Source organism: Sphingopyxis sp. GW821-FHT12F08 (assembly GCF_058806755.1).
Window position 1 is genome coordinate 352740 of the sequence record NZ_JBXAQA010000002.1, and the last position, 20408, is coordinate 373147.

17 protein-coding genes and 1 pseudogene are annotated in these 20408 nt (G+C 67.0%); 2 read left to right on the forward strand and 16 right to left on the reverse strand.

Annotated features, from left to right (window positions below):
- Nucleotides 1-63: 63 nt before the first annotated feature.
- From AC1RNQ_RS06530 to AC1RNQ_RS06605, 16 genes and pseudogenes are all read right to left on the reverse strand, one after another.
- On the reverse strand, nt 64-819 hold the full coding sequence (locus AC1RNQ_RS06530) for an AIM24 family protein (protein ID WP_493169850.1): 756 nt from the start codon (nt 817-819) through the stop codon (nt 64-66).
- An 18-nt stretch (nt 820-837) separates the two neighbouring features.
- Nucleotides 838-1329: a hypothetical protein gene (locus AC1RNQ_RS06535; RefSeq protein ID WP_493169852.1), complete on the reverse strand. Its 492-nt coding sequence runs from the start codon at nt 1327-1329 to the stop codon at nt 838-840.
- A 73-nt stretch (nt 1330-1402) separates the two neighbouring features.
- Complete coding sequence (locus tag AC1RNQ_RS06540; RefSeq protein WP_493169853.1) at nt 1403-2461, reverse strand: toxic anion resistance protein; 1059 nt, start codon at nt 2459-2461, stop codon at nt 1403-1405.
- A gap of 16 nt (nt 2462-2477) precedes the next feature.
- Nucleotides 2478-3380 (reverse strand): HpcH/HpaI aldolase/citrate lyase family protein, encoded by a 903-nt coding sequence (locus AC1RNQ_RS06545; RefSeq protein ID WP_493169855.1) that lies wholly within the window; start codon nt 3378-3380, stop codon nt 2478-2480.
- Nucleotides 3377-4495, reverse strand: a complete 1119-nt coding sequence (locus AC1RNQ_RS06550; protein WP_493169856.1) for a cysteine protease StiP family protein — start codon at nt 4493-4495, stop codon at nt 3377-3379. Before AC1RNQ_RS06550 ends, AC1RNQ_RS06545 begins: the two co-directional genes overlap by 4 nt.
- Before the next feature lie 4 nt (nt 4496-4499).
- Entirely contained in the window at nt 4500-5240 is a 741-nt protein-coding gene (locus AC1RNQ_RS06555) for an HAD family hydrolase (RefSeq protein ID WP_493169858.1), read from the reverse strand.
- Between the two features lie 4 nt (nt 5241-5244).
- A complete protein-coding gene (locus tag AC1RNQ_RS06560; protein ID WP_493169859.1) occupies nt 5245-6393 on the reverse strand; it encodes a phosphoribosyltransferase domain-containing protein in 1149 nt (382 codons plus the stop codon).
- An 80-nt stretch (nt 6394-6473) separates the two neighbouring features.
- Nucleotides 6474-7424, reverse strand: coding sequence for a hypothetical protein (locus tag AC1RNQ_RS06565; RefSeq protein ID WP_493169861.1), 951 nt, complete (start codon nt 7422-7424; stop codon nt 6474-6476).
- A 17-nt stretch (nt 7425-7441) separates the two neighbouring features.
- Nucleotides 7442-8566, reverse strand: a complete 1125-nt coding sequence (locus AC1RNQ_RS06570) for a S1C family serine protease (protein WP_493169863.1) — start codon at nt 8564-8566, stop codon at nt 7442-7444.
- Nucleotides 8567-8585: 19 nt separating this feature from the next.
- Nucleotides 8586-9611, reverse strand: a complete 1026-nt coding sequence (locus AC1RNQ_RS06575; protein WP_493169865.1) for an ATP-grasp domain-containing protein — start codon at nt 9609-9611, stop codon at nt 8586-8588.
- 36 nt (nt 9612-9647) lie between these two features.
- Nucleotides 9648-10229 (reverse strand): TerD family protein, encoded by a 582-nt coding sequence (locus AC1RNQ_RS06580; RefSeq protein WP_493169866.1) that lies wholly within the window; start codon nt 10227-10229, stop codon nt 9648-9650.
- Nucleotides 10230-10302: 73 nt separating this feature from the next.
- Nucleotides 10303-10878 (reverse strand): TerD family protein, encoded by a 576-nt coding sequence (locus AC1RNQ_RS06585; RefSeq protein WP_493169868.1) that lies wholly within the window; start codon nt 10876-10878, stop codon nt 10303-10305.
- 75 nt (nt 10879-10953) lie between these two features.
- The gene (locus tag AC1RNQ_RS06590) at nt 10954-12018 is read right to left on the reverse strand and encodes a DUF475 domain-containing protein (RefSeq protein ID WP_493169870.1); all 1065 of its coding nucleotides are present in this window, start codon (nt 12016-12018) and stop codon (nt 10954-10956) included.
- A 41-nt stretch (nt 12019-12059) separates the two neighbouring features.
- Nucleotides 12060-13247 (reverse strand): annotated as a pseudogene (locus tag AC1RNQ_RS06595) (TerD family protein); the annotation flags it as partial.
- Between the two features lie 51 nt (nt 13248-13298).
- On the reverse strand, nt 13299-13886 hold the full coding sequence (locus tag AC1RNQ_RS06600) for a TerD family protein (protein WP_493169872.1): 588 nt from the start codon (nt 13884-13886) through the stop codon (nt 13299-13301).
- A 207-nt stretch (nt 13887-14093) separates the two neighbouring features.
- Entirely contained in the window at nt 14094-16760 is a 2667-nt protein-coding gene (locus AC1RNQ_RS06605; protein ID WP_493169873.1) for a winged helix-turn-helix domain-containing protein, read from the reverse strand.
- Between the two features lie 170 nt (nt 16761-16930).
- Between AC1RNQ_RS06605 and AC1RNQ_RS06610 the strand changes: the two genes are divergently transcribed.
- On the forward strand, nt 16931-19531 hold the full coding sequence (locus AC1RNQ_RS06610) for a TonB-dependent receptor (protein WP_493169875.1): 2601 nt from the start codon (nt 16931-16933) through the stop codon (nt 19529-19531).
- 77 nt (nt 19532-19608) lie between these two features.
- A complete protein-coding gene (locus tag AC1RNQ_RS06615) occupies nt 19609-20379 on the forward strand; it encodes an SDR family NAD(P)-dependent oxidoreductase (RefSeq protein WP_493169877.1) in 771 nt (256 codons plus the stop codon).
- Nucleotides 20380-20408 lie beyond the last annotated feature (29 nt).

Here is a 20408-nt window from a genome sequence, read left to right on the forward strand (position 1 = left end):
CCAACCCCTCCCCGCCGGGGAGGGGCGATCTAAGGCCTCCAATACGGACTCCAGTCGAGAAACCTAGCTAACCTTCGCGGTCGGCATCAGCCAGGCGGTGCCGCGGCCGTTGAGCTTGTAGACGAAGCCCTCGCCGCTGCGCAGCGCGTTGCGGAGGCCCTTGACCAGCGGGCCGATGGTGACGCTGAGCTCGGCCGAGAACATCAGCATGAAGTCGCCGTCGACGGTGAGTTCCTGGCTGCCGTCGAGCTCGACGATGTCGATCTCCTCGACCGGCACCGGCGCCTCGACCGCGAACACCCCCTTGCCGCTCATCTTGGGCTGCACCAGCCCGTTGCCGCCGAGCACGCCCGCGATGGTGTTGTGGCGGTGCGTCGTCAGCTGGATGCCAGCGCCGCAGGCGTAGAAGGCCTTGTCGTCGAGCAGCAGTGAATCGCCGTCGATCTCGCCGATGATGAAGTTGCGGCGGCCGGGCTCGGTCCAGATCGTGCCATGGCCCGAGAATTTGGTGGCGAAGGCCGATTCGCCGGTGCCCGCCGAGGCGAGCGCGCGGCCGAAGAAACCCTTGTCCTCGTGCTGCTGGACGGTCGATTCGATCTTGCCGTGCATATATTGGAGCGCGCCGGGTTCGAGCATCACCGCACCGCCGCTGAGCTTGATGCACAGCTGGAAGACGTCGGTATTCTCGACGATATAATGCACCCCGCCCTCGGCGGTCGGCATGCCGCGCGTGATCAGCCTCTTCTCGACGAAGCGATATTTCTCGATCCGGACTCCGCCGGCCTCGACCGCTTCTTCCAGTCTGCGAAATTCGGTCATGCTTGCGGCTCCTTCAGATCAGCGGAACGGGTTTTCGTCGTCCGAATAGCGTTCGTTTATGAACTGCGTGTTGTTGGTGAAGGCGTCGATGTCGTGCTGCGCCAGGTCGCGCAGCATCGAATCGACGCGCTCCTGCAATTTGTCGAGGCTGGCATCGAGCAGGAAGCTCGCCGACTTGCCCGTCTTGCGGAAAATCTCGCCGCGGTGGCTGGCGGGGACGTCGATATAGCTCTGTACCAGCTTGGGCAGGTGGATGTCGCGCATCTGGCCGGTGTCGACGCGGCTGAAGCTCGGCACCTGTTCGCGCTCCATCGCCTTTTCGACCGCGGTGATCGATTCGAGGATCGCCTGGATCTTGGCCTGCGCGCTCTTCGGGATGCGCTCGTCGCCATAGTCGAAGGCGGGCGGCGGCGGCGCGGGCGGCGGTACGGGCGGCGGCGGCGCGGGGTTGCCGCGCGGTGCATCCGCCTCCCCGCCGAACAGGCGGCCGAGCCGTCGAAACATGCTCATCCCGTCTTTTTCCCACCTTTTGCCGTCACGTCACCCCCGTCCATAGCCTTGCCCATCGGGCTTTCCAAGGACACTAAAGCGCACTCAGCGCCGAACGCTGCTGGTCGTCGAGCGCGTCGACCGAGGCGGTGACGTCGGCGAAGGCCGCGCGCAGCGCCGCGACCTGCCCGGCCGCCTCGGCGCTATCGAGCGCGAAGCTGGCGTTGCCGTCGGCCGACGCCTGCGAAGCGCGTTCGAGCAGCGAGCCCGCGGCGGCGGTCACCCCGCCGATGCGCGAGAGCACCATGCGCTGGTTGGCGAGCGTCTGCGCCGCGACGATCGCGGTCTGCAGCGCGGCGACCGTCGTCGCCGAGGCGCGGTCGATCCCCTTGATCAGCTCGATATTGTTGGCCTGGATGATCCCGAGCATCGCATAGCCCTGCTGCGATACCGCCATCTGCGTCAGCAGGTCGCCGTGGCGCTGGCGCGCCTGGAACAGCGCGGTCGAGCGGAGCCGCTGCGCCTTTGCGGGATCGCTATGGTCGAGCTGCGACGCCAGTTTCTCGAAACGCGCGTCGAGATGGCCCGACATCTCGACCGCTTCGGCGAGGCTGGCGAGCAGCGGCCAGGTCGCGGCGCGGAAGCGCTCGATCGCAATATTGTCCTGGAGCAGCAGGTCGCGGCTCGCCGCGAGCGCCGCCAGCGCGGCTTCGATCTCGCCCTCGGCGTCGCGGTAGCGGTCGAAATAGCTCACCAGCCGGTTGCCTGCCGGGAAGAGCCCGAGCAATCGGCGCGGCCGCAGCAGTTCGTCGCCTGTACCAGGATTGAGCCGCTCGACCACCGCGCGCAACCGCTCGAGATGCGTGTGCACCGCCGTCACCGCGCCACCGCGGCCGCCGCTGCGCGACATCGTCGCGCGCGCCTGGTCGGAGAGCAATTTCACCTCGCGGCCGCCGAGCGCCGAAATCTGCGCCGCCTTGCTGTCGAACTCGGGGCTGTGCGTGTCGATCGACACGAAGGCGCCGGCAAATTCGCGCGCGACCGCCTTCAGCCGCGCGACCGTCGCCCCATCGAGCGCGACGTCGCTACCCCCGCCCTGCCGCGCGGGTGGCGGCGTCGACGGCGAAGGCGGTTCGAGTTCCAGCCCGCTCATCGAGGCGCGCCGCCGCTCATGCCACCCGTACGTCGGCCTGCTGATCGGGGCCGGCGACGCCATGCGCCTGCGCGCGGCGCACGATCATGCCCGCCCAGGGGGCATGCGTCGCGGGTTCGCACATGCTGCCGTTGCTGCCGAACACCGCGGGTGCCTCCTGGCTCAATATCGCGCGCGCCTCGGCCATTTCGGAAGCGTCGGGACGATAGACCGCGTGGATGATCGCGATCTGCTCGGGGTGGATCGCGGTCTTGGTCAGCAGGCCATGCTCGATGTCCTGCTCGACCTCGCGGCGCAGCACGTCGGGCGAGGAAAAATGCTCGAACACCGGCGCCGCGACGCCGAAGCCGTTGGGGATGAAGGTGCCGGTGATGTCGCGTATGACGCTGCCCAGCGGGCCGTCATAGGCGGTGCGGAAACGCGAGCGGCGGATGCCGAGCAGGCCGAGGATGTCGTTGCCGCCGATGCGCACCGCCGACACACGCTCGGCATAGGGTTGCAGCTGGTCGCAGAGGCGCGCGAGCGCCGCGCGGTCGAAGGCCTCCTCGCCCTCGATCGTCGGCATGATGCGGTGATGCTCGTGCATCAGCGCGGTCAGCCACACGGGCAGCGACTGGGTCGTCACCTTGGGCAGGACGAAGCCGTCGATGCGGTCGATCCCGTCCATCTGGAGCAGCCGGGTCAGCATCGTGAAATTGCGCGGGCGGATATAGACCGACAGCGCCGGCGAGCGCTCGGCAAAGCCGCCAAGCAGATCCTGCACCGCGGCCATCGCCGCCGGCACCTGATCCTCGCGTACCGAATCCTCGAGGCAGATGACGACCGAGCGCAGGTCGTCGATCGCCCCATGGACGATTCCCTTTGCCGTCGGGTTGATGGCCGGGACGTAGAGGGTGGCACCCAGTTCGACCGCGTTCATTGCTGCTCTGCTCCCAGATCTTTGATAATGGTGACGGCCCGATAGGTCCGCAAGTTTCTTTCGATCACCGGCACCCCTGCCTGTTCGGCGAGCAGCGCGATATGCGCGACGTCGGGATCGCCGCGCCGCTGGACATAGATGCGGTCTGGCACACGGCGCAGGATCGCGCGAGTGGCTTCGGCGATGCCGGGCTTGATGCGATTGATGTCGGTGACCCCGGCTTCGGCGGCGAGTTCGGCGATGGTGTCGGCGGCGGCGCGGCGGACCGCGGCCACCTCACCGGCGGACCAGGGCCGTTCCGCGCTTTCCCGCCACTCGCCCGCCGCCTCGATAGCGTCGATATAGGCGCGGCTGACGTCGCGCGCCGCATGTTCGGGCATCGCGAGGCAGGCGTGGAAGTCGTGCGGGCCGACCAGTTCGTCGTTGAGGACCGAGCGGCTGACCAGCCCCGAGACGATGCCGTTGAGCAGCCCGCCGGGGATGACATAATCGTCGAAACTCGCAGCGAGGTCGGCGACCCCGGCGGGATCGGCGACCACCGCGAGGAAGGGAGCGAAACCGGTGGCGCCATCGCCGAGCGAGCGGTCGAGTTCGCCGCGAATCGCGCCCTTGCCGGTCCAGCCGTCGACGAAGACCGCATTCGCGGTGCCGTGGCGGTGCGCGACATAGGCGAGCGCATTGGTGTCGATGCCCCGCCCGCGGATGATGCTGATCGAATAATGATGCGCCGCGACGCCCAGCCGGGCGAGCGCGCGCTTGAGCAGGATGCCGATCGGCGTGCCCGCGCGCGCGAGCGACAGGATGACGCAGGTTTCCGCGGTTTGCGCGCGCGCGCTTATCGCGGCGGCGAGCGCCTCGACATCGTGACGGAGGCGCGCGGCATTGGCGGCGAGCGCGGCGTGATAGAGGCGCATATAGGCTTCGCCCGGCACCGCCTCGGCCGAGAGCATTTCGGAATAATGGCGCGCGCCGGACTGGATCAGCCGTTCCTTCTCGGCAATGTCGATCGGCTCGATTTGTGCAGGATTGAGCAGGAAAACGACGTCTTCGGGGTCGTAGGAGCCCGAGAAGCTCCAGTGACCCGCCGCGTCGAGATAGAGAGGATTGCGCGTCATGGCGCTAGTCGACCCAGCCATTGCCGTCGACGATCTGCGCCCAAAGCTGCGAGCGCGTCGGCACCACCGCGAAATCGCAGAGGTCCATGAAACCGACGTCGGAGACGCTGTCGCCGATCCCGATCACCGGCCGGTCGGGCGCCTCGGCGCGCGCGCGATCGATCAGGTAGCGCACCGCGACGCGCTTGCTGAGCCAGGGGGGCAGATAGGCGAGATTGTTGCCGTTGCGGTGGCAGCGCCAGTCTTTCGGCACGCGCGGTGCCAGTTCCTTCTCGAGCTCGGCGAGCGCCTGGTCGTCGTGCTGGTTGCTCTTGATCACGACATAGAGGTCGAGGCCATTCTCCTCGACCATCCAGTGGCGGAAGCGGGTGGTGCAGAGCGGGTCGCCGATCGTGCGATAGACATCGGCGACCGGGTCGACGCGGCGCGCTTCGCCCGCCAGCCGGTCGTGCCAGACGCGGTCGATCTCGCCGTCGTCGCCCAGGATGCAGCCGCCGTTCGAGCAGATCGCCGGCGCCTGTCCGATCGCCACGCGCGCGAGGACGTCGCGGCCGCGCGCGGTGACGGGGACCACGGTTCCGTCCTCGAGCCAGCGCAGAAAATGCTGCTGCATCGGGGTCGCGAAGCCGCTGGGGCTGCCGTCGAGCAGGCTGCTCATCTGGCGCAACCCTTCCATGCCCGGCGGGCATTTGGGCAATGTCTGGAACAAGGTGTCGTCGAGGTCGGTGAGGACGAGCGGGCGCATCGGATCAGCCCTCCGCCGCATAGTGGCAGAGGATGGTCTCGACCGGCACCGCCGAACCGAGCGCGGCGAGCGCGGCCTTGGCCTCGGCCTGCTGGTCCGCCGCGACTTCGGTGACGACCAGCACGCGGTCGGGCGCGTGGCCCAGCATATTGTAGAGGAAGCAGGGCGCGCCGCTGCCATAGTTGTCGGCAAAGATCGAGCGGCTGGTCATCGCGCCGCCGAGCAGCGCCGGGCTGCGCGTGATGCATTGGACCGCGGCGATGCCGCCGTGGCGTTCGACCTCCTCGGCGACGCGCAGCGCCTCATAACTATGCTCGCCTTCGCCGAGCACGAGTATGCGCTCGCCGGGCATGGCGCCGACCGGCGTGCGCGCCGCGGCCTCGGGCGCGAGCAGCCCGGTGCGGCTCGCCATGCCCGATGTTGGGGCGTTGCCCGGCGCGTTGCTGCCCGCCGCAAGGTCGGCGGCCGGCAATCGCTCGGCCGCGGCGCTCCAGCCCATCCGGCCCTCGACGATCGCGCGCGCAGCGCTGGGGCGCGGCATCGCGTCCAGATAGGCGCGGTCGCTCCAGTCGGTGATGCACACCGTCTCGATCCGCTCGAGCTGCGACATCGCCGCGGCCAGCGCCTCGGCCGCCGCGACGAAGGTCTTGCCCGTCGAACATTCGTCGTCGACGATCACCAGCGACCGCGCCGATGCCGCAAGCTTGCGGATCGCGGGGTCGGCGATCTGGACGAGGTGCGAGGTCGCGTGGCTGTGCCCTTCCTCGAAGCGCGCGACGACCTCGGCGCCTGCCACCCGTTGCCGCGACGATTGCAGATAGACGGCCTCGCGCCCCGGATGCCGCGCCTGCCACGCCGCGAAACAGCCCTGCCCCAGCGCGGTTGCGGTTTCGGCCATGCCGAGGAAAGCGACCGGGCCAAGCAGGTCGTCGGCGATCAACGCCGCCATCGCGTCCATCGTTTCGCGCATCGCCGTCGGGCGCGCGGGCAGGTGCCGGCCGAGCACTTTCGACACGATCAGGAAGCCGCGCTTCGGGTTCGCGCGCGCCGCGAAATCGCAATAGGCGTCGAGGTCGACGCCGTCCGCGGTCACCAGCTCCAGCCGTCCGGTCGCAAGGTCGATCGATGTCTTCTGGGACAGCTCTTGGAGCATGGACGCTATTTTTCCTTGGGATAATGAAATCATGATGGCAGCGAAAGCTTCGGCCCGGTCAGCCAGTCAACGAAAGCGCCCTAATCGAAGGGCTGCTGGGTCTTCAGGATACCCCGCGAATTGGCCTCCAGCTTCGCCCCGAAGCGGCGCAGGAGATTCTCGGGGTCGATCGCCCGCAAATTGGCGCAATCGACCTGGTTCCAGCCGTCGCGGTCGATTTCGGCGACCGCGACATATTCATCGGCGAGTTGGCCGGTGGATCCGTACCTTTGCGTGTAGGCGGAGACCGCAACCGAGCGGATGCTGCTACTGACCGAAAAACCGTGCCCGATCAAGCGCAGGATCAGCGAGGCGACATGGCCAAGATAGAGCGCGGCGACATCCTTTTGCGCGATGGTCTTCGTGATCAGCGACGCATAGCCGATATTCGCCGCCCAGCGGAGGTTCGGCATCTCCTCGAGCTCGGGCAGGTCGACATCGAGCAGCAGCCGGTCGCCGCGCAGTTCGACCGCGATATTGGTCTCGCGCGGAAACTGGAGTTCGCCGAGCGCCGCGAGCAGCTCATTCTCGATCCCAGCATCCGAAGGCCGGGCATTGGCCGTGGCGGCGCGCCACAGCATCACCGCCTCGATATGCGCCTGATCGCTGGGATAGGCTTCGCGCTGCGGCTTGGCCGAGCCAGGCCGGGCAGTGCGCACGCCCGGCGGGATGTCGTGATGCTGCGCCAGCAGTGCGTCGATCTGGGCGTTGCGCGCCGCGACATGCCGTCCCAGCAGCTCGGTGATTTCGGCCTTCATTGCGCGGCGCGCGGCGGGATAGAGCGCGGCGTCGATCGGCGTACCGCGATCGTCGGCGAAGCGGATCTCGTCGCCGTCGAGGATGGCCTCGATCCGTTCGGGAAGCTGGGGCCGCGGATTGGCCGACGCGGGACGGTCGAGCCGTTCGCGATAGCTGAGCCCCGACCCCGGGATGCCGGCGTCGACGCGCACGCCGGGCATCAGCGTGATATGTTTCGAAAAGCGGAAGCCCATGGCCTTGCCCGCCCGGCTCAGCTGCTGACGATGATACTGATCACCGAGCCGCGCAGCCGCTGCACGACGTTGCGGCGATTATTGTCCTCGGACAGGCCGGTGGCCGGGATATCGACCCCCGACGCCGCGAGCATCTCGTGCACCAGCGCAACCTTGATCCCGAAATTGACATTCTCGCTGATCGCGCCGCGGTCGCGGAGGTTTCCGTGCGCCAGCGACGAGGAGGTGATGCCGATGAGGTTGCCATATTCGTCGAGGATCGCGCCGCCCGACGAGCCCGACCCGATCGGCGCAGTGAACTGGAAGCGCGCGACGTCGCCCTCCCACCCCTTCAGCCCCGAGACATTGCCCGTCGAGACCTTGAGGTCGGCGCCGAGCAGGTCCATCAGCGGATAGCCGGCGGCAAGTACCGCCTCGCCCAGCCAGATCGGCGAATTATGGCGCAGCGGCAGCGGGGTGCCCTGCACCTCGCCCTGCAGGATCGCGAGATCGTGCATCGGATCGACCGCGAGCATCGTCAGTGACTGGCCGCCGCGCCCGATCTTGAAGTCGTTGCCGCCCTCGATGACGTGCGCGTTGGTGACGACGATCCCCGGCGCGACGAGCACGCCGCTGCCCGATCCGAGCGAGGTGCCCGGCGGCGGCGCGGGGCGGTCGCTGCCCCACGGCTGGCCCGAACCGCCGCCGCTGCGCTGGCGCCCCGGAATGGCGTCGACCGGGAAATTGCGCGCGCGCGCGAAGGCCTCGATGCCGAAGGTATAGCCCTCGTTGGCGACCTTTACCCGCCGCGCACCGTTGCGCAGATAGACCTCGGCGATGATCACCGCGGCGAGCTGGTCGAAGGGCACGGGGAAATCATAGCTGGTTCCGCCGAAATCGACGGTGAGCGGATAGGCGTCGTTGACGAAGCCGCCGCTGCGGTCGTCGACGATATAGAGCAGCAATTCGGCATGGTCGCCGAGGTCTGACATCGCCGACAAGGTCCACTCGCCGGCGCCGCTGCCCTTTTCGAGCGGCTGGAAGGCGCCCTCGCGCGAGACGGCGAGCACGCCGACGCGGTCGGCGCCGCGCCCGCTGACGCGGATCGTGCACGCGGCACTGTCATCGACTGCAAGCCGCTCCCCGGGTTGCGCCTTGTTCATCGCCCCTCCCCTTTCGCTCTCATGCCGCGACCGCCTGGACCACGGTGGTGAACGAAACCTCGCTGTCGATCGCGCGGCGGTCGATCGTCGCGGGGGTCAGCCTTCCCGTGAGCAGCCCCGCCCAGTCGGCGACGAGGCGGCAGCCGACCTGGTCGGCATAGACGACCCCGCCCGCGGGCCGCGCGTTGATTTCGAGCAATTTCCAGCTGTCGTCACTCGCGCGGCGGAACTGCGCGTTGACGAGGCCGTGGAGGCCGAAGCGCGCCACGATCGCGGCGACCGCGTCTTCGAGCGGGTGGCGCGAGACGATATGCTGGTGGCCGTTCGCCATCTTGGTCCGCGCGGCATATTTGAGCAGGCGCCCGGCGTCGGCCAGGATGTCGAACGAGATTTCGGGGCCGGGCAGATAGGGCATGACGACGATATCGTCGATCGGCCCGCGCGCTTCCTGCTCGGCGAGCGCCGCGACGTAGAGCTCGGCGCGGATGCGGCGGCGCTCGGGGTCTTTCAGATGTGCCATCGGATCGACGTCCATCAGGCGCCAGAAACCGAGCCCGTTGACCCCCTGCCGCGGCTTGACGCAGGGGCTCGTGCCATCGTCGGGCCAGCGCGCCAGCAGCTCGGCCAGCTCGCCGCTGCTCTGCGCCAGATGGGTGGGCAGGTGATGCTCTTCGCCCGCCAGTGCCTCGGCAAAGCCGTATTTGTCGTCGAGCAGCGCGAGCGTCGCCATGTCGGCGGGCAGATGCACGCGGCACGGCAGCTCCGCCGCCGCGATCAGCTTGCGATGGCGTGTCGGGATGAACAGGTCGATCGCCTCGCACGCGATCGTCTCGCGCACCCACGCCAGATAGGCGTCGCGATCGTCGGCTGGAGTGTCGGCAAAACCGCCGTCGATCCACGTCGCCGTCGGCCCGGGATAGCGCGCCGCATACGGCGACACGCTGATGAAGACTTCGAGCGACGGATCGGCGGCGCGCATCAGCCCCGCGATCGGCGCGAGCGAAAAACCGCGATTGAACCAGATGCGCATCATCGCGCCCGGCATGCCGGGACCGCGGTCCCGCAGAGACCGGGCACGCGATCAGCCAAGGTTGACGCCCATGCTGCCGGCCAGACCCGAAAGGCCGCTTTCCCAGCCCTCGCCGATCGCCTTGACCTTTATGTCGCCCTGCGGGCCGCGATAGAGTTCGACGAAGATCAGCGAGGTGTTCATGCTGCCGTCCTCCGACAGATCGAAGCGCGCCAGTTCCTTGCCATCGGCATCGTTGATCACGCGTGCATAGGCGTTCGAGACCGAGCCGAAATTCTGCTTCCGTTCCTGCCCCTCGTGGATCGTCACTGCGACGACGACCTTCTTCACGTCGGCGCCGAGCCGGCCGAAATCGATCTTGACCGTCTCGTCGTCGCCCGCACCCTCGCCGGTGCGGTTGTCGCCGCCATAGACGACCGAGCCGTCGGGCGACGCTTTGTTGTTATAGAAGATGAAATGCGCGTCGCTCAGCACCTTGTCGTTGGCGCCGACGACGAACGCCGAGGCGTCGAGGTCGAAGGCCGCGCCATCGGTCTGGCGCACGTCCCAGCCGAGGCCCACGGTCACCGCCGACAGGCCGGGCGCTTCCTTGCTGAGCGACACATTGCCGCCCTTGCTCAATGACACTGCCATGTCCGCGTCCTTTCAAAATCTGTGAAAAGGACCGGCCGGCCGCGTGCCCGCCGGTCCCTCCATCATGTCCGCGTCAACCGATGTTGACGCCATAGTTACCGGCGAGCGGGCCGAGGCCGCCCTTGAAGCCTTGACCGACCGCGCGGAATTTCCAGTCGCCGGCGTTGCGATAGACTTCGCCGAGGATCATCGCGGTTTCGACCGAGGCGTCTTCCGACAGGTCGTAGCGGACGATTTCGGTCCCGGTCTTGTTGTCGACGAGGCGGATGAAGGCGTTCGACACCTGGCCGAAGCTCTGGCCGCGCGATTCGCCGTCGTGGATCGTCACGGTCACCGCGACCTTGTCGACGTCGGCGGGCACCTTCGACAGCACGATCTTGATCTGCTCGTCGTCGCCATCGCCCTCACCGGTGCGGTTATCGCCCTGGTGGACCACGGCGCCGCCGACATCCTTGTTGTTATAGAAGCAGAAATCGCCGTCCGAGCGCACCTTGCCGTCTTCCTTCAGCAGGAAGGCCGAGGCGTCGAGGTCGAAATCCTGCCCGTCGGTGGCGCGGACGTCCCAGCCGAGGCCGACCATGATCTCGTCAAGGCCGGGCGATTCCTTCGACAGGCTGACGTTTCCGCCCTTTGAAAGAGAGATTGCCATGAAACTTCATCCTTTCCGTTTCTGATTGGCGTGGCCGGACCGCCCGGCCACGCCGTAATATTGCGCCCTTTTATCTCATGCCGTGACGGCTTCCGCCTCGCCCTCGCCATCCCCGTCGGGGTTGGCGCGGTTCCAGCGCACCGAGGACCAGAAGGCGATGCCGATCAGCACCGCACCGATCAGCCCGGTGATCACCTCCGGAATATGCTGGAAGGTGTTGACGTACATGATCACCGCGAGCGCGAGGATGGCATAGAAGGCGCCATGCTCAAGATAGCGATATTCCGACATCGTGCCCTTGCGGACGAGGAAGATCGTCATCGAGCGCACGAACATCGCGCCGATGCCGAGGCCGATGGCGATGATGATGAGGTTGTTGGTGAGCGCGAAAGCGCCGATCACGCCGTCGAACGAGAAGCTGGCGTCGAGCACTTCGAGATAGAGGAAGGCACCGAAACCCGCCTTCGCCACCTGGCCGGTCGTCGGCGTCGGGGGTTCGAGCACATGATTGACGATCTCGACGACGATGAAGGTCAGGAGGCCTCCGATCGCCGCAATGACGAAGGTCAGCGCGTCGGCATCGGACAGCATCGTCGAGGTCAGCCAGGTGCCGAGCAACACCAGCCCGATCGCTACCGCGTCGATGTCCGCAACCTTGGCCAGCGGCCGTTCGATCGCGGCGATCCAGTCGACCTCCTTGTCGGAGTCGAAGAAATATTTGAGGCCGACCATGCCCAGGAAAGCGCCGCCGAAGCCCATCAGCCCGATATGCGCGTCGCTGACGATGCGCTGATATTCGGCGGGTTCGTTGAGCGCCAGTTTCAGCGCTTCGAACGGCCCGAGGCCCGCCGCGATCATCACGATCACCAGCGGGAAGACGATGCGCATCCCGAACACCGCGATCGCGATACCCCAGGTCAGGAAGCGCTGCTGCCACTTGGGGTCCATGTCTTTCAGCACCGAGGCGTTGACCGCGGCGTTGTCGAACGAGAGCGATACTTCGAGCACCGAGAGCACGATACAGATCCACACGACGCCGAGCGCACCGTCGATCGTGCCGGTAAGCTCCCAGCCGTACCAGCCGCCCAATGCGAGCGCCACCACGGTGAACAGCAGCGAGCCGCCGAAATGTTTGAACATCTAATCCTGTCCCCTTCCCGCCGCAGCGGTCCTAAAAATCGTCAGTCTTTCGAGCCCGCCGCCCAGCGCAGGAAGATGCCGATGTCGTCGGCATATTCCTTCTGGTCGCGGTAATAGCGCATGTGGCGCTGCATCTTGAGGCTGCCGCCCTCATTGTCGAGGATCGCTATACCGCACAGGCGGCAATTGTCGCGGCCCTCGTCGAGGCGCACCTCGATCTCGGGCTGGCCGGGGATCGTCATCCGCACGATGCCGTCGGTCTTGTTCCAGTTCGGAACCCCGTCATAGATCAGCGCGAACACCGCGATCCGCTTGATATGGTCGAAATATTGGCCATTGACGCGGATCGTCTCGCCCGCCGACACTGCGCCGGTGCGGTCGTCGCCCGACAGCTGGATAAAGGGTTCGCGGTTAAAGTCGCCGAACGCGCGGCCCAGCGCCTGGATCACGCCTTTGTAGCCGTCCTGCAGCTCGAACAGCACGCCGAGGTCGAGGTCGATATTCTTGGGACCACCGCCGAAGAAGCCGCGCTTCTGCTCGGGCTGGCTCCAGTTGAGGTTCAGCACGATCTCGCCGAAGGTCGATCCGGTCTTTTTCAGGCTGACGCTGGGGCTCGATTTCTCGAGCGTGATCTTCTTGAGGCTGATAGGCGCGGAGGGCGCCGGAGCCGGGGCTGGTGCGGGCGCGGGCGCGGGAGCAGGTGCCGGGGCAGGCGCTGGTGCCGGCGCATCGGCAACCTCGCCACCGAAATGGCCGATCAGGCTCCCGAGACCGCCGGCGAAGCCCGCGGCGATCGTGCCGCACTTCCAGCCCGAGCTGTGGCGATAGAATTCGATCATCATCACGGCTTTTTCGTTGGTCAGATGCTCGGCGACGTTGAATTCGGCCTTGCCGCCGTCGATCGACACCAGCAGCGGCTTGGCATCCGCGATCGAGCGGTCGTCGTGCGTCGCGGTGAAGACGATGCGGTCGATGCTGGCGGGCAGCGCGTCGAGGTCGATCGCGAACACCGCCTTGTCCGAAGAGGGCGACAGGCTGACCGCCCCCTCGGGCGTCCGCGGGTTGGAGAAGAGCACGACGTAGCGGTCGTCGCCGATCTTGCGCGCGGCGTCGAGCCCGAAGGCGGCGATGTCGACCCCCGCCAGCCCGAACGACACCGCGACTTCACAGCGATTGCCGACGCCGAGATCGGCGAGGCCGCGCTTTTCACCCTTTTGCAATTGCATCGATGCCCCCTTGCTGTCGCGGTTTCAACGCGACGCGGATCGTGGATTAATGGTTCAGATCAGGCTGCGCGACTGGTCGGCGAGCTGCTGGACATGCACGCCCTGCGCGCGCTCGCCGAGCGCCTTGTAGATCCATTCACCGCCGCTGCGCTTCAGCGAGGCGAGGATCAGCCCAGTATAGCTGCCGCTCTCGCTGATGTCGTAGCGCGCGAGCTCACGGTTGGTCGAAAGGTCGATGACGCGGCCGAAGGCGTTGGCCACCTTGTCGAAGGTCTGGCCGCGGAAGCTGGTGACGGTCAGCACCAGCGTTTCGACGTTGGACGGCAAGCGTGTCAGGTCGATCATGATCGTTTCGTCGTCGCCGTCGCCCTCGCCGGTGAGGTTGTCGCCGCTGTGGCGGATCGAGCCGTCGTCGCTGGTCAGTTTCTGGAACCATACGACGTCGACGATGTTGCCGCCGCCGTCGAACACCAGGCACGAGGCGTCGAGGTCGATGCTCTCATTGCCGCCCGACAGTTTCGCGAAGAATCCTTTCGGTGCCGCCATGTCCCAGCCTACGCCGAGCGCGATGCGGGTGAGCCCGCTGCCGCCGGCTTCCTTCGACAGGCTGACACTCGAATTCTTGTTCAGCGAAATTGCCACTTGTCTCTCCCTCCACCGACGGACTTCAACAGGAGTCCGACTGATATAAACCGCCCCCCGGCATGTCCATATCTTTGTCGGCGGTCACCGTAGCGAATAATCGGCGAAATAATTCTGTAACTCATGTGGTTAAGCGAAGGTTTTGACGCCATGTTTTACCGCGAACGGGCGTCGATCCCCCCAATTATAGGGGGATGTTCCGGCGGGTCAGCGCCGCGGCGCCGTTTCGATCAGCTTCAGCCCGAGTGTCGAGGCGTTGAACACCGCCTCTTCGCGCGTGCTTGCACGCAATTTGCGCATCACATTCTTTAGATGCCATTTCACCGTCTCAGGCGCGAGTTGCAGCGTGCGGGCGATTTCCTTGTTCGATTCGCCGGCGTTGAGGGCGCTCAGTATCTCGATCTCGCGATCGGTCAGGAAGGAGAAGGCCTCGCCCGGCGCGGGGACGTTGGTGCCCGCGAGCGCGGGGTCGTGCCGCGCCGGATCGGCGAGCCGCAGCAGCGCGAGGAAACAGTCCGAGCTGTACGCCTCGCTGCAGAAATTCTGCACCGCGCGCACCCCTGTCACGTCGAGCACGTCGACGATCGTGCGCCGGAAACCGACGCTGGCGGCGTGGTTGAGGAAACGTACCGTCTCGAGCTCGACCATCTTGTCGCAGCGCCCGCTGAGCTGAGGCAGGATGTTGAACAGCGTCGCCGCGGTGCGCAGTTCGGCATCGTCGGCGCTCGACGCGAGCTGGAGCAGCAGCGCCGCGACGCGCGTCAGCCGCGGGCGGTCGCCGGCGGCGATCGCTTCATAGGCGCGCATTTCGGCGAGCAGCGCGAAGGCGCGGCCCGGCGCCGACAGCGGATCGAGCACCGCCGCTTCCTCGTCGGCGGTCGCGAGCACGGCCTCGGGATCGATCGTCTGCGGCAATCGCAGCCGTGTGCGCTCGACGACGCACAGCGCCTTCAGCGGCGCCCAGCCGCGATCGAAGGCCGTGAGTTCGGCGCGGTCGATGAGTGCCGCGGCGCGGTCGGCCTGTCCGGCACCCGCCGCGACGCGGATCGCGACGAGATAGGCTTTGAGCAGCGCATCCTGGAAACAGGCGCGCTCGAGCAGCGGCAGCGCGCCCGCCGCCAGCAGCGCCGCGGCGTCGAAATCCTCGCGTTCGTAGCAGCAGCGCGCGAGCGCCGCGTCGACCAGCGCCGCGGCGAGCCCGGGTTCCGAGGCCGTCTGCGCGGCGTCGCGCAGCAGGCGTTCGGCCTCGCCGAGCTGTCCCTGCGCCCGCGCGGCGGCCGCCTTCGAGGTGATCGCGAGCGCAAGCGGCAGGTCGAGCGGCCGTCCCCGCCCGCGCAGCAGCAGCGGCCGCACCGCGTCGTGGACCAGCCCGAACAGCCCGCGTTTGAGCGCGCCATGCGCCAGCGTCCCGCGCAGCATCGCGGCGGCGAAGTCCGAAAGATCACCCGGCGAGGCGAGCATCTGGTCACAGGCCTCGATCGCTTCGTCGAGCCGGTCGGCGGCATAGGCGCGGTGGAGCAGGTCGAGCGCCGCGGCGTCGCTCCCGCCAGCCGGGATATCGGCATCGGCATGCCCGCCGAGTACCGCGAGCCAAGCCTGCGCGCGGCCGAGTTCGGGGACTGCGGCGATATTGCCGGACGGCAGTGCCGCGATCCAGTGGCCGGCCTGATCGGTGAGGCCGCGTTCGATCATCGGCAGGACCACGTCGGCTACGAGCGCGCCCGCTTGCTCGAAATCGGCCGCCGCCAGCGCTTGATCGATCGCCTCGACGGCCAATCCCGCCGCCGCGTAATGACGCGCGGCGGCACGGTGCAGTTGCGCCGCCCGCCCGGGCTCCGCGCGATCGAGGCGCCGCCGCAATATGGCACGAAATGCCGGATGCACGCGATACCAGGTCCCATTCTCTTCGGCTTCGACGAACAAACCCCCTGCCGCCAGATCGCGGAGCAGGGTGCGGCTTTTTTCGTCGCCGCTGAGCAGACGGCCAAGGTCGGCATCGAGCCGCGGCGCAACTGCGCAGCGCTGCAGGAACAGGCGAACCGGATCGGGAAGTCCGTCGACCAGGGGCGCCAGATGCGCATCGATCCGTGCGACGAGGCCATCGAAGTCGGGCGCCGCCAGCACCCCGGGGCGCTGCGCCGCGAGCCTGAAGCCGGCGGGCCAGCCTTCGAGCAGCGTTTGGAGTGCAGCGGCACTGTGCGCGTCGGGCGCCGCGCCCGCGGCGAACAGGAAGGCATGCCCCGCCGCATCGTCCAGTGCGAGGTCGGTCCGGTCGATCCGCAGCGCCATGCCGCGCCGCTCGACCGCGTCGAGGGGAACGGCGCGCGCGCTATGCCCGACAAGGACGAGGTGCAGACGGGCAGGCGGGTGACACAACAAGGCGCCGAGCAGCGCCGTCGCATCCAGGCCGGCAAGCCGATCGACATCGTCGAGAACGAGCAGCAGCGGCCGGTCGTCGCGGTCGATCGCTTCGGCGAGTTTCGCCGCCTCCTCCGAAACCGGCACGTCGAAGTGGCCGGAATCCGACGCCTCGCCGCACGCCAGCCCGATTGCGTTCGCGATATGCGCCGTGGCCGCTTGGCCATCGTCTTCGGCATCGAACGAGACCCAGCCCGCGCGCCAGCCCGCGGCCTGCGCTTCGGCGAACAACGCGGCGCAGAAGGCGGTCTTGCCATAACCCGCGGGCGCCTGCACCAGCGCGAGCTCGCGCTGCGCCAGCCGGCCCAGCCATTCGGCGGCGTGGTCGAGACCGACAAGATCGGAGGGGAAACGCGGTGGGCGATATTTGGGCGGCACGCGCGTCGCCGCGCCGCGGTCGGTCACGACGCGAAGATGCGCCTTGGCCTCGGTCCTCGATCCCGGTTGGATGGTCATGCGTCGCCCTCCATCTGTCCCCCATGGCTATAGCCATGCGCCGCCTGCGGCAAGCATCCCCCCCATCATTCCCCCCGCCGCCCGACCTGTCGCCCTGCCCGGGTCCGCCATAGCTTCTCCTTCATCGACGGCCTCGCAACGTACGGGCCGCAAGCCGTGGGAGAGACGATATGACCAACAAGGCTTTTCTGGCGACCTGCCTGTCCACCACCATGCTGATCGGATGGCACGCCCCCGCACTTGCGCAGGACGCATCGGCGCCGGCCGACGAAGCCGGTGGCGTTTCCGACGGCGGCGGCATCGCCGAGATCGTCGTCACCGCGCAGAAGCGCGCACAGAACCTGCAGGACGTCCCCGTCGCGGTCTCGGCGCTCGCGGGCGAGGAGCTCGAATCCCGCGGGGTCACCGAAACCTCCGACCTGCAGGGCTTTGTCCCCAGCCTTCAGATCACCACGCCCTATGGCCGCACCCAGCCGAACTTCTCGCTGCGCGGCGTGTCGGTGGCGAACGAGTTTTCCGCTTCGACCGCGTCGCCGGTCGGGGTCTATGTCGACGAAGTCTATCAGAGCTTCCGCGCCAGCCACGGCCAGCAACTCTATGACCTCGAACGCGTCGAAGTGCTGCGCGGGCCGCAGGGCACGCTTTACGGCCGCAACACCACCGGCGGCGCGATCAGCTTCTTCAGCAATAAACCCGAACTCGGCGCGAGCAACGGCACGCTGACCGTCGGCTACGCCAATTACGACACCAAGACCGTCGAGGGCGCGCTCGAGGCGACGCTGGTTCCCGACAAGCTGGGTATCCGCGTCGCTGGCACCGTCGCCAAGGGCGACGGCTGGCAGTTCAACCCGGTGCAGAACCGCGACGTTGGCACCACCAACACCATCGCCGGGCGCGTCTCGCTGCGCTGGAAACCGTCGGACACGGTCGACATCAACCTGAAGGGCTATTTCGCGCGCGACAATCCGCTGGCGCCCAACCCCTATGCGCTGGGCCAGCTTGCCGGCGACCGCGACGTGCTGGGCTATTCGCGCTTCGATCCGGCGCAGAACGGCGGCGCGCCGCTCGGCAAGAACGAGGTCGCCGCCGATACCGGTGGACGCTATTTCACCTCGTCGCGCGGGGTCGCGCTCAACATCGCGGTCGAGCTCAGCGACACGCTCTCGCTCACCTCGATCACCGGCTACGACGGCGGCAAATATCGCAACTCGCCCTTCGATTGCGACGGATCGCCGAACAGCGTCTGCGCGCTGCGCTACAATTCGGTGAGCAAGAATTTCAATCAGGACCTGCGGCTCAATTACAAGGGCGACCGGCTCAACCTCGTCGCCGGCCTCTATTATGGCGTCGACAAGATCGACACGCGCAACGAGATCGATTTTTTCGGGGTGCTGAAACCGATCCTGCTCGGCGCGGGCGTTCCGACCTCTTTCTTCAACGCCCCCGTGTCGGCGCCGCAGGCCGCCGCCTTAGTGCCGGCTTTCGCGGTTAATCCCGCATTGGATCCCACCAACCCCGCCAATTGCTCCGCGGTGCCGACGGGCAACCCCAACGGCTTCCTCGACGCGCGCTCGCTGATCGCGCTGCTCACCGATATCCAGGTCAATAATTCGGGCGGCGGCGGTTTCGGCGGCGCGATCTCGGCGGCGTGCCGCGCGGCGGGCGCCCCGCCCTTTGGCCCGATCAGCGGCGAGCAGAGTTACACGATCAAGCGGCCGTCGGCGGCGATCTATTTCGACGGCAGCTATGACCTCACCGATGCGCTGACCGTCAGCATCGGGCTGCGCTACACGATGGACAAGGTCAAATATCAGAACGGCCGCACCGTGCTCTACGACCTTGGCGGTACGATCCGCGCGAGCACCATCCCCTATACCTTCCCCTATGATCCGAACGCCCCGGCGCTCGAACAGAATGAGAAGGCGAACCGCCTGACCGGCCGCGTCAACATCAGCTACGACTTCGCCGACGATATCATGGGCTATCTCAACTACAGCCGCGGTTATCGCAGCGGCAGCTTCAACGGGCTTGCCTATCAGGGGACCAATCAGGTCTATTATATCCAGCCCGAGCAGATCAACGCCTATGAAGGCGGGCTCAAGATGCGGTTCCTCGACCGGCGCGTGCAGCTCAACCTCGCGGGCTTCTATTATGACTACAAGAACCACCAGGTGACGCAGGTCATCGGCGCGACGACTTTCACCCGCAGCGCCAACGGGCGCCTCTATGGCGGCGAGGCCGAGCTGACGGTGCAGGCGGCCGACTGGCTGCGCTTCGACGCGTCGATGAGCCTCTTGCGCAGCAAATACAAAGGCAATGTGATCGACCCGACCGATCCGTCGAGCCCGACGCGCAACGTCAACGGCAATCCCTTCCCCAACGCGCCGCGCACGACCTTCTCGGCCGGGTTCGACTGGGATATCTTCGACAAGAACGACAGCAAGCTGACCTTGCGCGGCGACGCCGCCTACACCGGCAAATATTATTTCGACCCGTTCGGCGACTATGGCCAGAACCCCTGCGATCGCGCCGGCGCCCCCGGCAATGTCCGCCCCGCGGGTCCCGCGATCACCTGCGGCAACCCGGGCTATTGGCTGGTCAACAGCCGCCTGACCTTCGAGCATGGCAATTATGCCGCCAGCCTATGGGCCAGGAATCTGACCAATAAATTCTACTACAGCTACGGCCTCAACATCGACATCTTCGGGCTCGACTATCTGAACCGCGGCACGCCGCGGACCTATGGGGTCGAGCTCACCGCGAAGTTCTGATGGGTCACCCCCGGGGGCCGGCGGGCAATCCTCCTCCCGCTCGCCGGTCCCACCCCTATTTTACCAAGGAACATGCGATGATGCGTTTTACGGGAAAGAACGTGCTGATCACCGGCGCTGCGCGCGGCATCGGGCTCGCCGCGGCGCAGGAATTTGCGCGCGAGGGCGCGTCGGTGACGATCACCGATATCGACAGCGACGAAGCGGAAGGTGCCGCCGCCGCGATCCGCGCCGAAGGGCATAAGGCCGAGGCGCGGCAGCAAGACGTATCCGACGAAGCCGCGTGGGACGCGCTGATCGCCGACATCGTCGCACGCGACGGCTGGCTCGACATTCTCGTCAACAATGCCGGCATGGGCTTCCTGAAATCGGTCGTCGACACCAGCCTGGCCGAATGGCAACGGCTGATGGCGGTCAATCTGGAGAGCGTGTTCCTCGGCACCCGCGCCGGAATCAACGCGATGAAGGACAGGGGCGGCGTGATCGTCAACGTCGCGTCGATCGCCGCCAACGTCGCCGAGCCCTTGTTCCCCGCCTACAACGCCAGCAAGGCCGGGGTCGCGATGCTGACCAAGGCGGTTGCGGTCGATTGCGCGCGCAAGGGCTGGCCGGTGCGGATCAATTCGCTGCATCCGGGCTATTGCGAGACCAAGCTGGTCGCCGATGCGGTCGGCAGCCTTGGCGACGCCGCGGGCGATTTCGCCGCGGCGACGGTCGGCGCGATTCCGTTCGGGCGCATGGCGACGACGCGCGAAATCGCCCGCCCGCTGCTGTTCCTCGCCAGCGACGACGCGGCGTATATGTGCGGCAGCGAGTTGATCGTCGATGGGGGCTATACCGCGGTCTGACCGACACTCCAGCAATAAGGGAAGAGGGA

Bases quoted from the DNA above. Each gene is read 5' to 3' on its own strand.
- AC1RNQ_RS06530 (WP_493169850.1), bottom strand. From the start codon at position 819: ATGACCGAATTTCGCAGACTGGAAGAAGCGGTCGAGGCCGGCGGAGTC.
- AC1RNQ_RS06535 (WP_493169852.1), bottom strand. From the start codon at position 1,329: ATGAGCATGTTTCGACGGCTCGGCCGCCTGTTCGGCGGGGAGGCGGAT.
- AC1RNQ_RS06540 (WP_493169853.1), bottom strand. From the start codon at position 2,461: ATGAGCGGGCTGGAACTCGAACCGCCTTCGCCGTCGACGCCGCCACCC.
- AC1RNQ_RS06545 (WP_493169855.1), bottom strand. From the start codon at position 3,380: ATGAACGCGGTCGAACTGGGTGCCACCCTCTACGTCCCGGCCATCAAC.
- AC1RNQ_RS06550 (WP_493169856.1), bottom strand. From the start codon at position 4,495: ATGACGCGCAATCCTCTCTATCTCGACGCGGCGGGTCACTGGAGCTTC.
- AC1RNQ_RS06555 (WP_493169858.1), bottom strand. From the start codon at position 5,240: ATGCGCCCGCTCGTCCTCACCGACCTCGACGACACCTTGTTCCAGACA.
- AC1RNQ_RS06560 (WP_493169859.1), bottom strand. From the start codon at position 6,393: ATGCTCCAAGAGCTGTCCCAGAAGACATCGATCGACCTTGCGACCGGA.
- AC1RNQ_RS06565 (WP_493169861.1), bottom strand. From the start codon at position 7,424: ATGGGCTTCCGCTTTTCGAAACATATCACGCTGATGCCCGGCGTGCGC.
- AC1RNQ_RS06570 (WP_493169863.1), bottom strand. From the start codon at position 8,566: ATGAACAAGGCGCAACCCGGGGAGCGGCTTGCAGTCGATGACAGTGCC.
- AC1RNQ_RS06575 (WP_493169865.1), bottom strand. From the start codon at position 9,611: ATGCCGGGCGCGATGATGCGCATCTGGTTCAATCGCGGTTTTTCGCTC.
- AC1RNQ_RS06580 (WP_493169866.1), bottom strand. From the start codon at position 10,229: ATGGCAGTGTCATTGAGCAAGGGCGGCAATGTGTCGCTCAGCAAGGAA.
- AC1RNQ_RS06585 (WP_493169868.1), bottom strand. From the start codon at position 10,878: ATGGCAATCTCTCTTTCAAAGGGCGGAAACGTCAGCCTGTCGAAGGAA.
- AC1RNQ_RS06590 (WP_493169870.1), bottom strand. From the start codon at position 12,018: ATGTTCAAACATTTCGGCGGCTCGCTGCTGTTCACCGTGGTGGCGCTC.
- AC1RNQ_RS06605 (WP_493169873.1), bottom strand. From the start codon at position 16,760: ATGACCATCCAACCGGGATCGAGGACCGAGGCCAAGGCGCATCTTCGC.
- AC1RNQ_RS06610 (WP_493169875.1), top strand. From the start codon at position 16,931: ATGACCAACAAGGCTTTTCTGGCGACCTGCCTGTCCACCACCATGCTG.
- AC1RNQ_RS06615 (WP_493169877.1), top strand. From the start codon at position 19,609: ATGATGCGTTTTACGGGAAAGAACGTGCTGATCACCGGCGCTGCGCGC.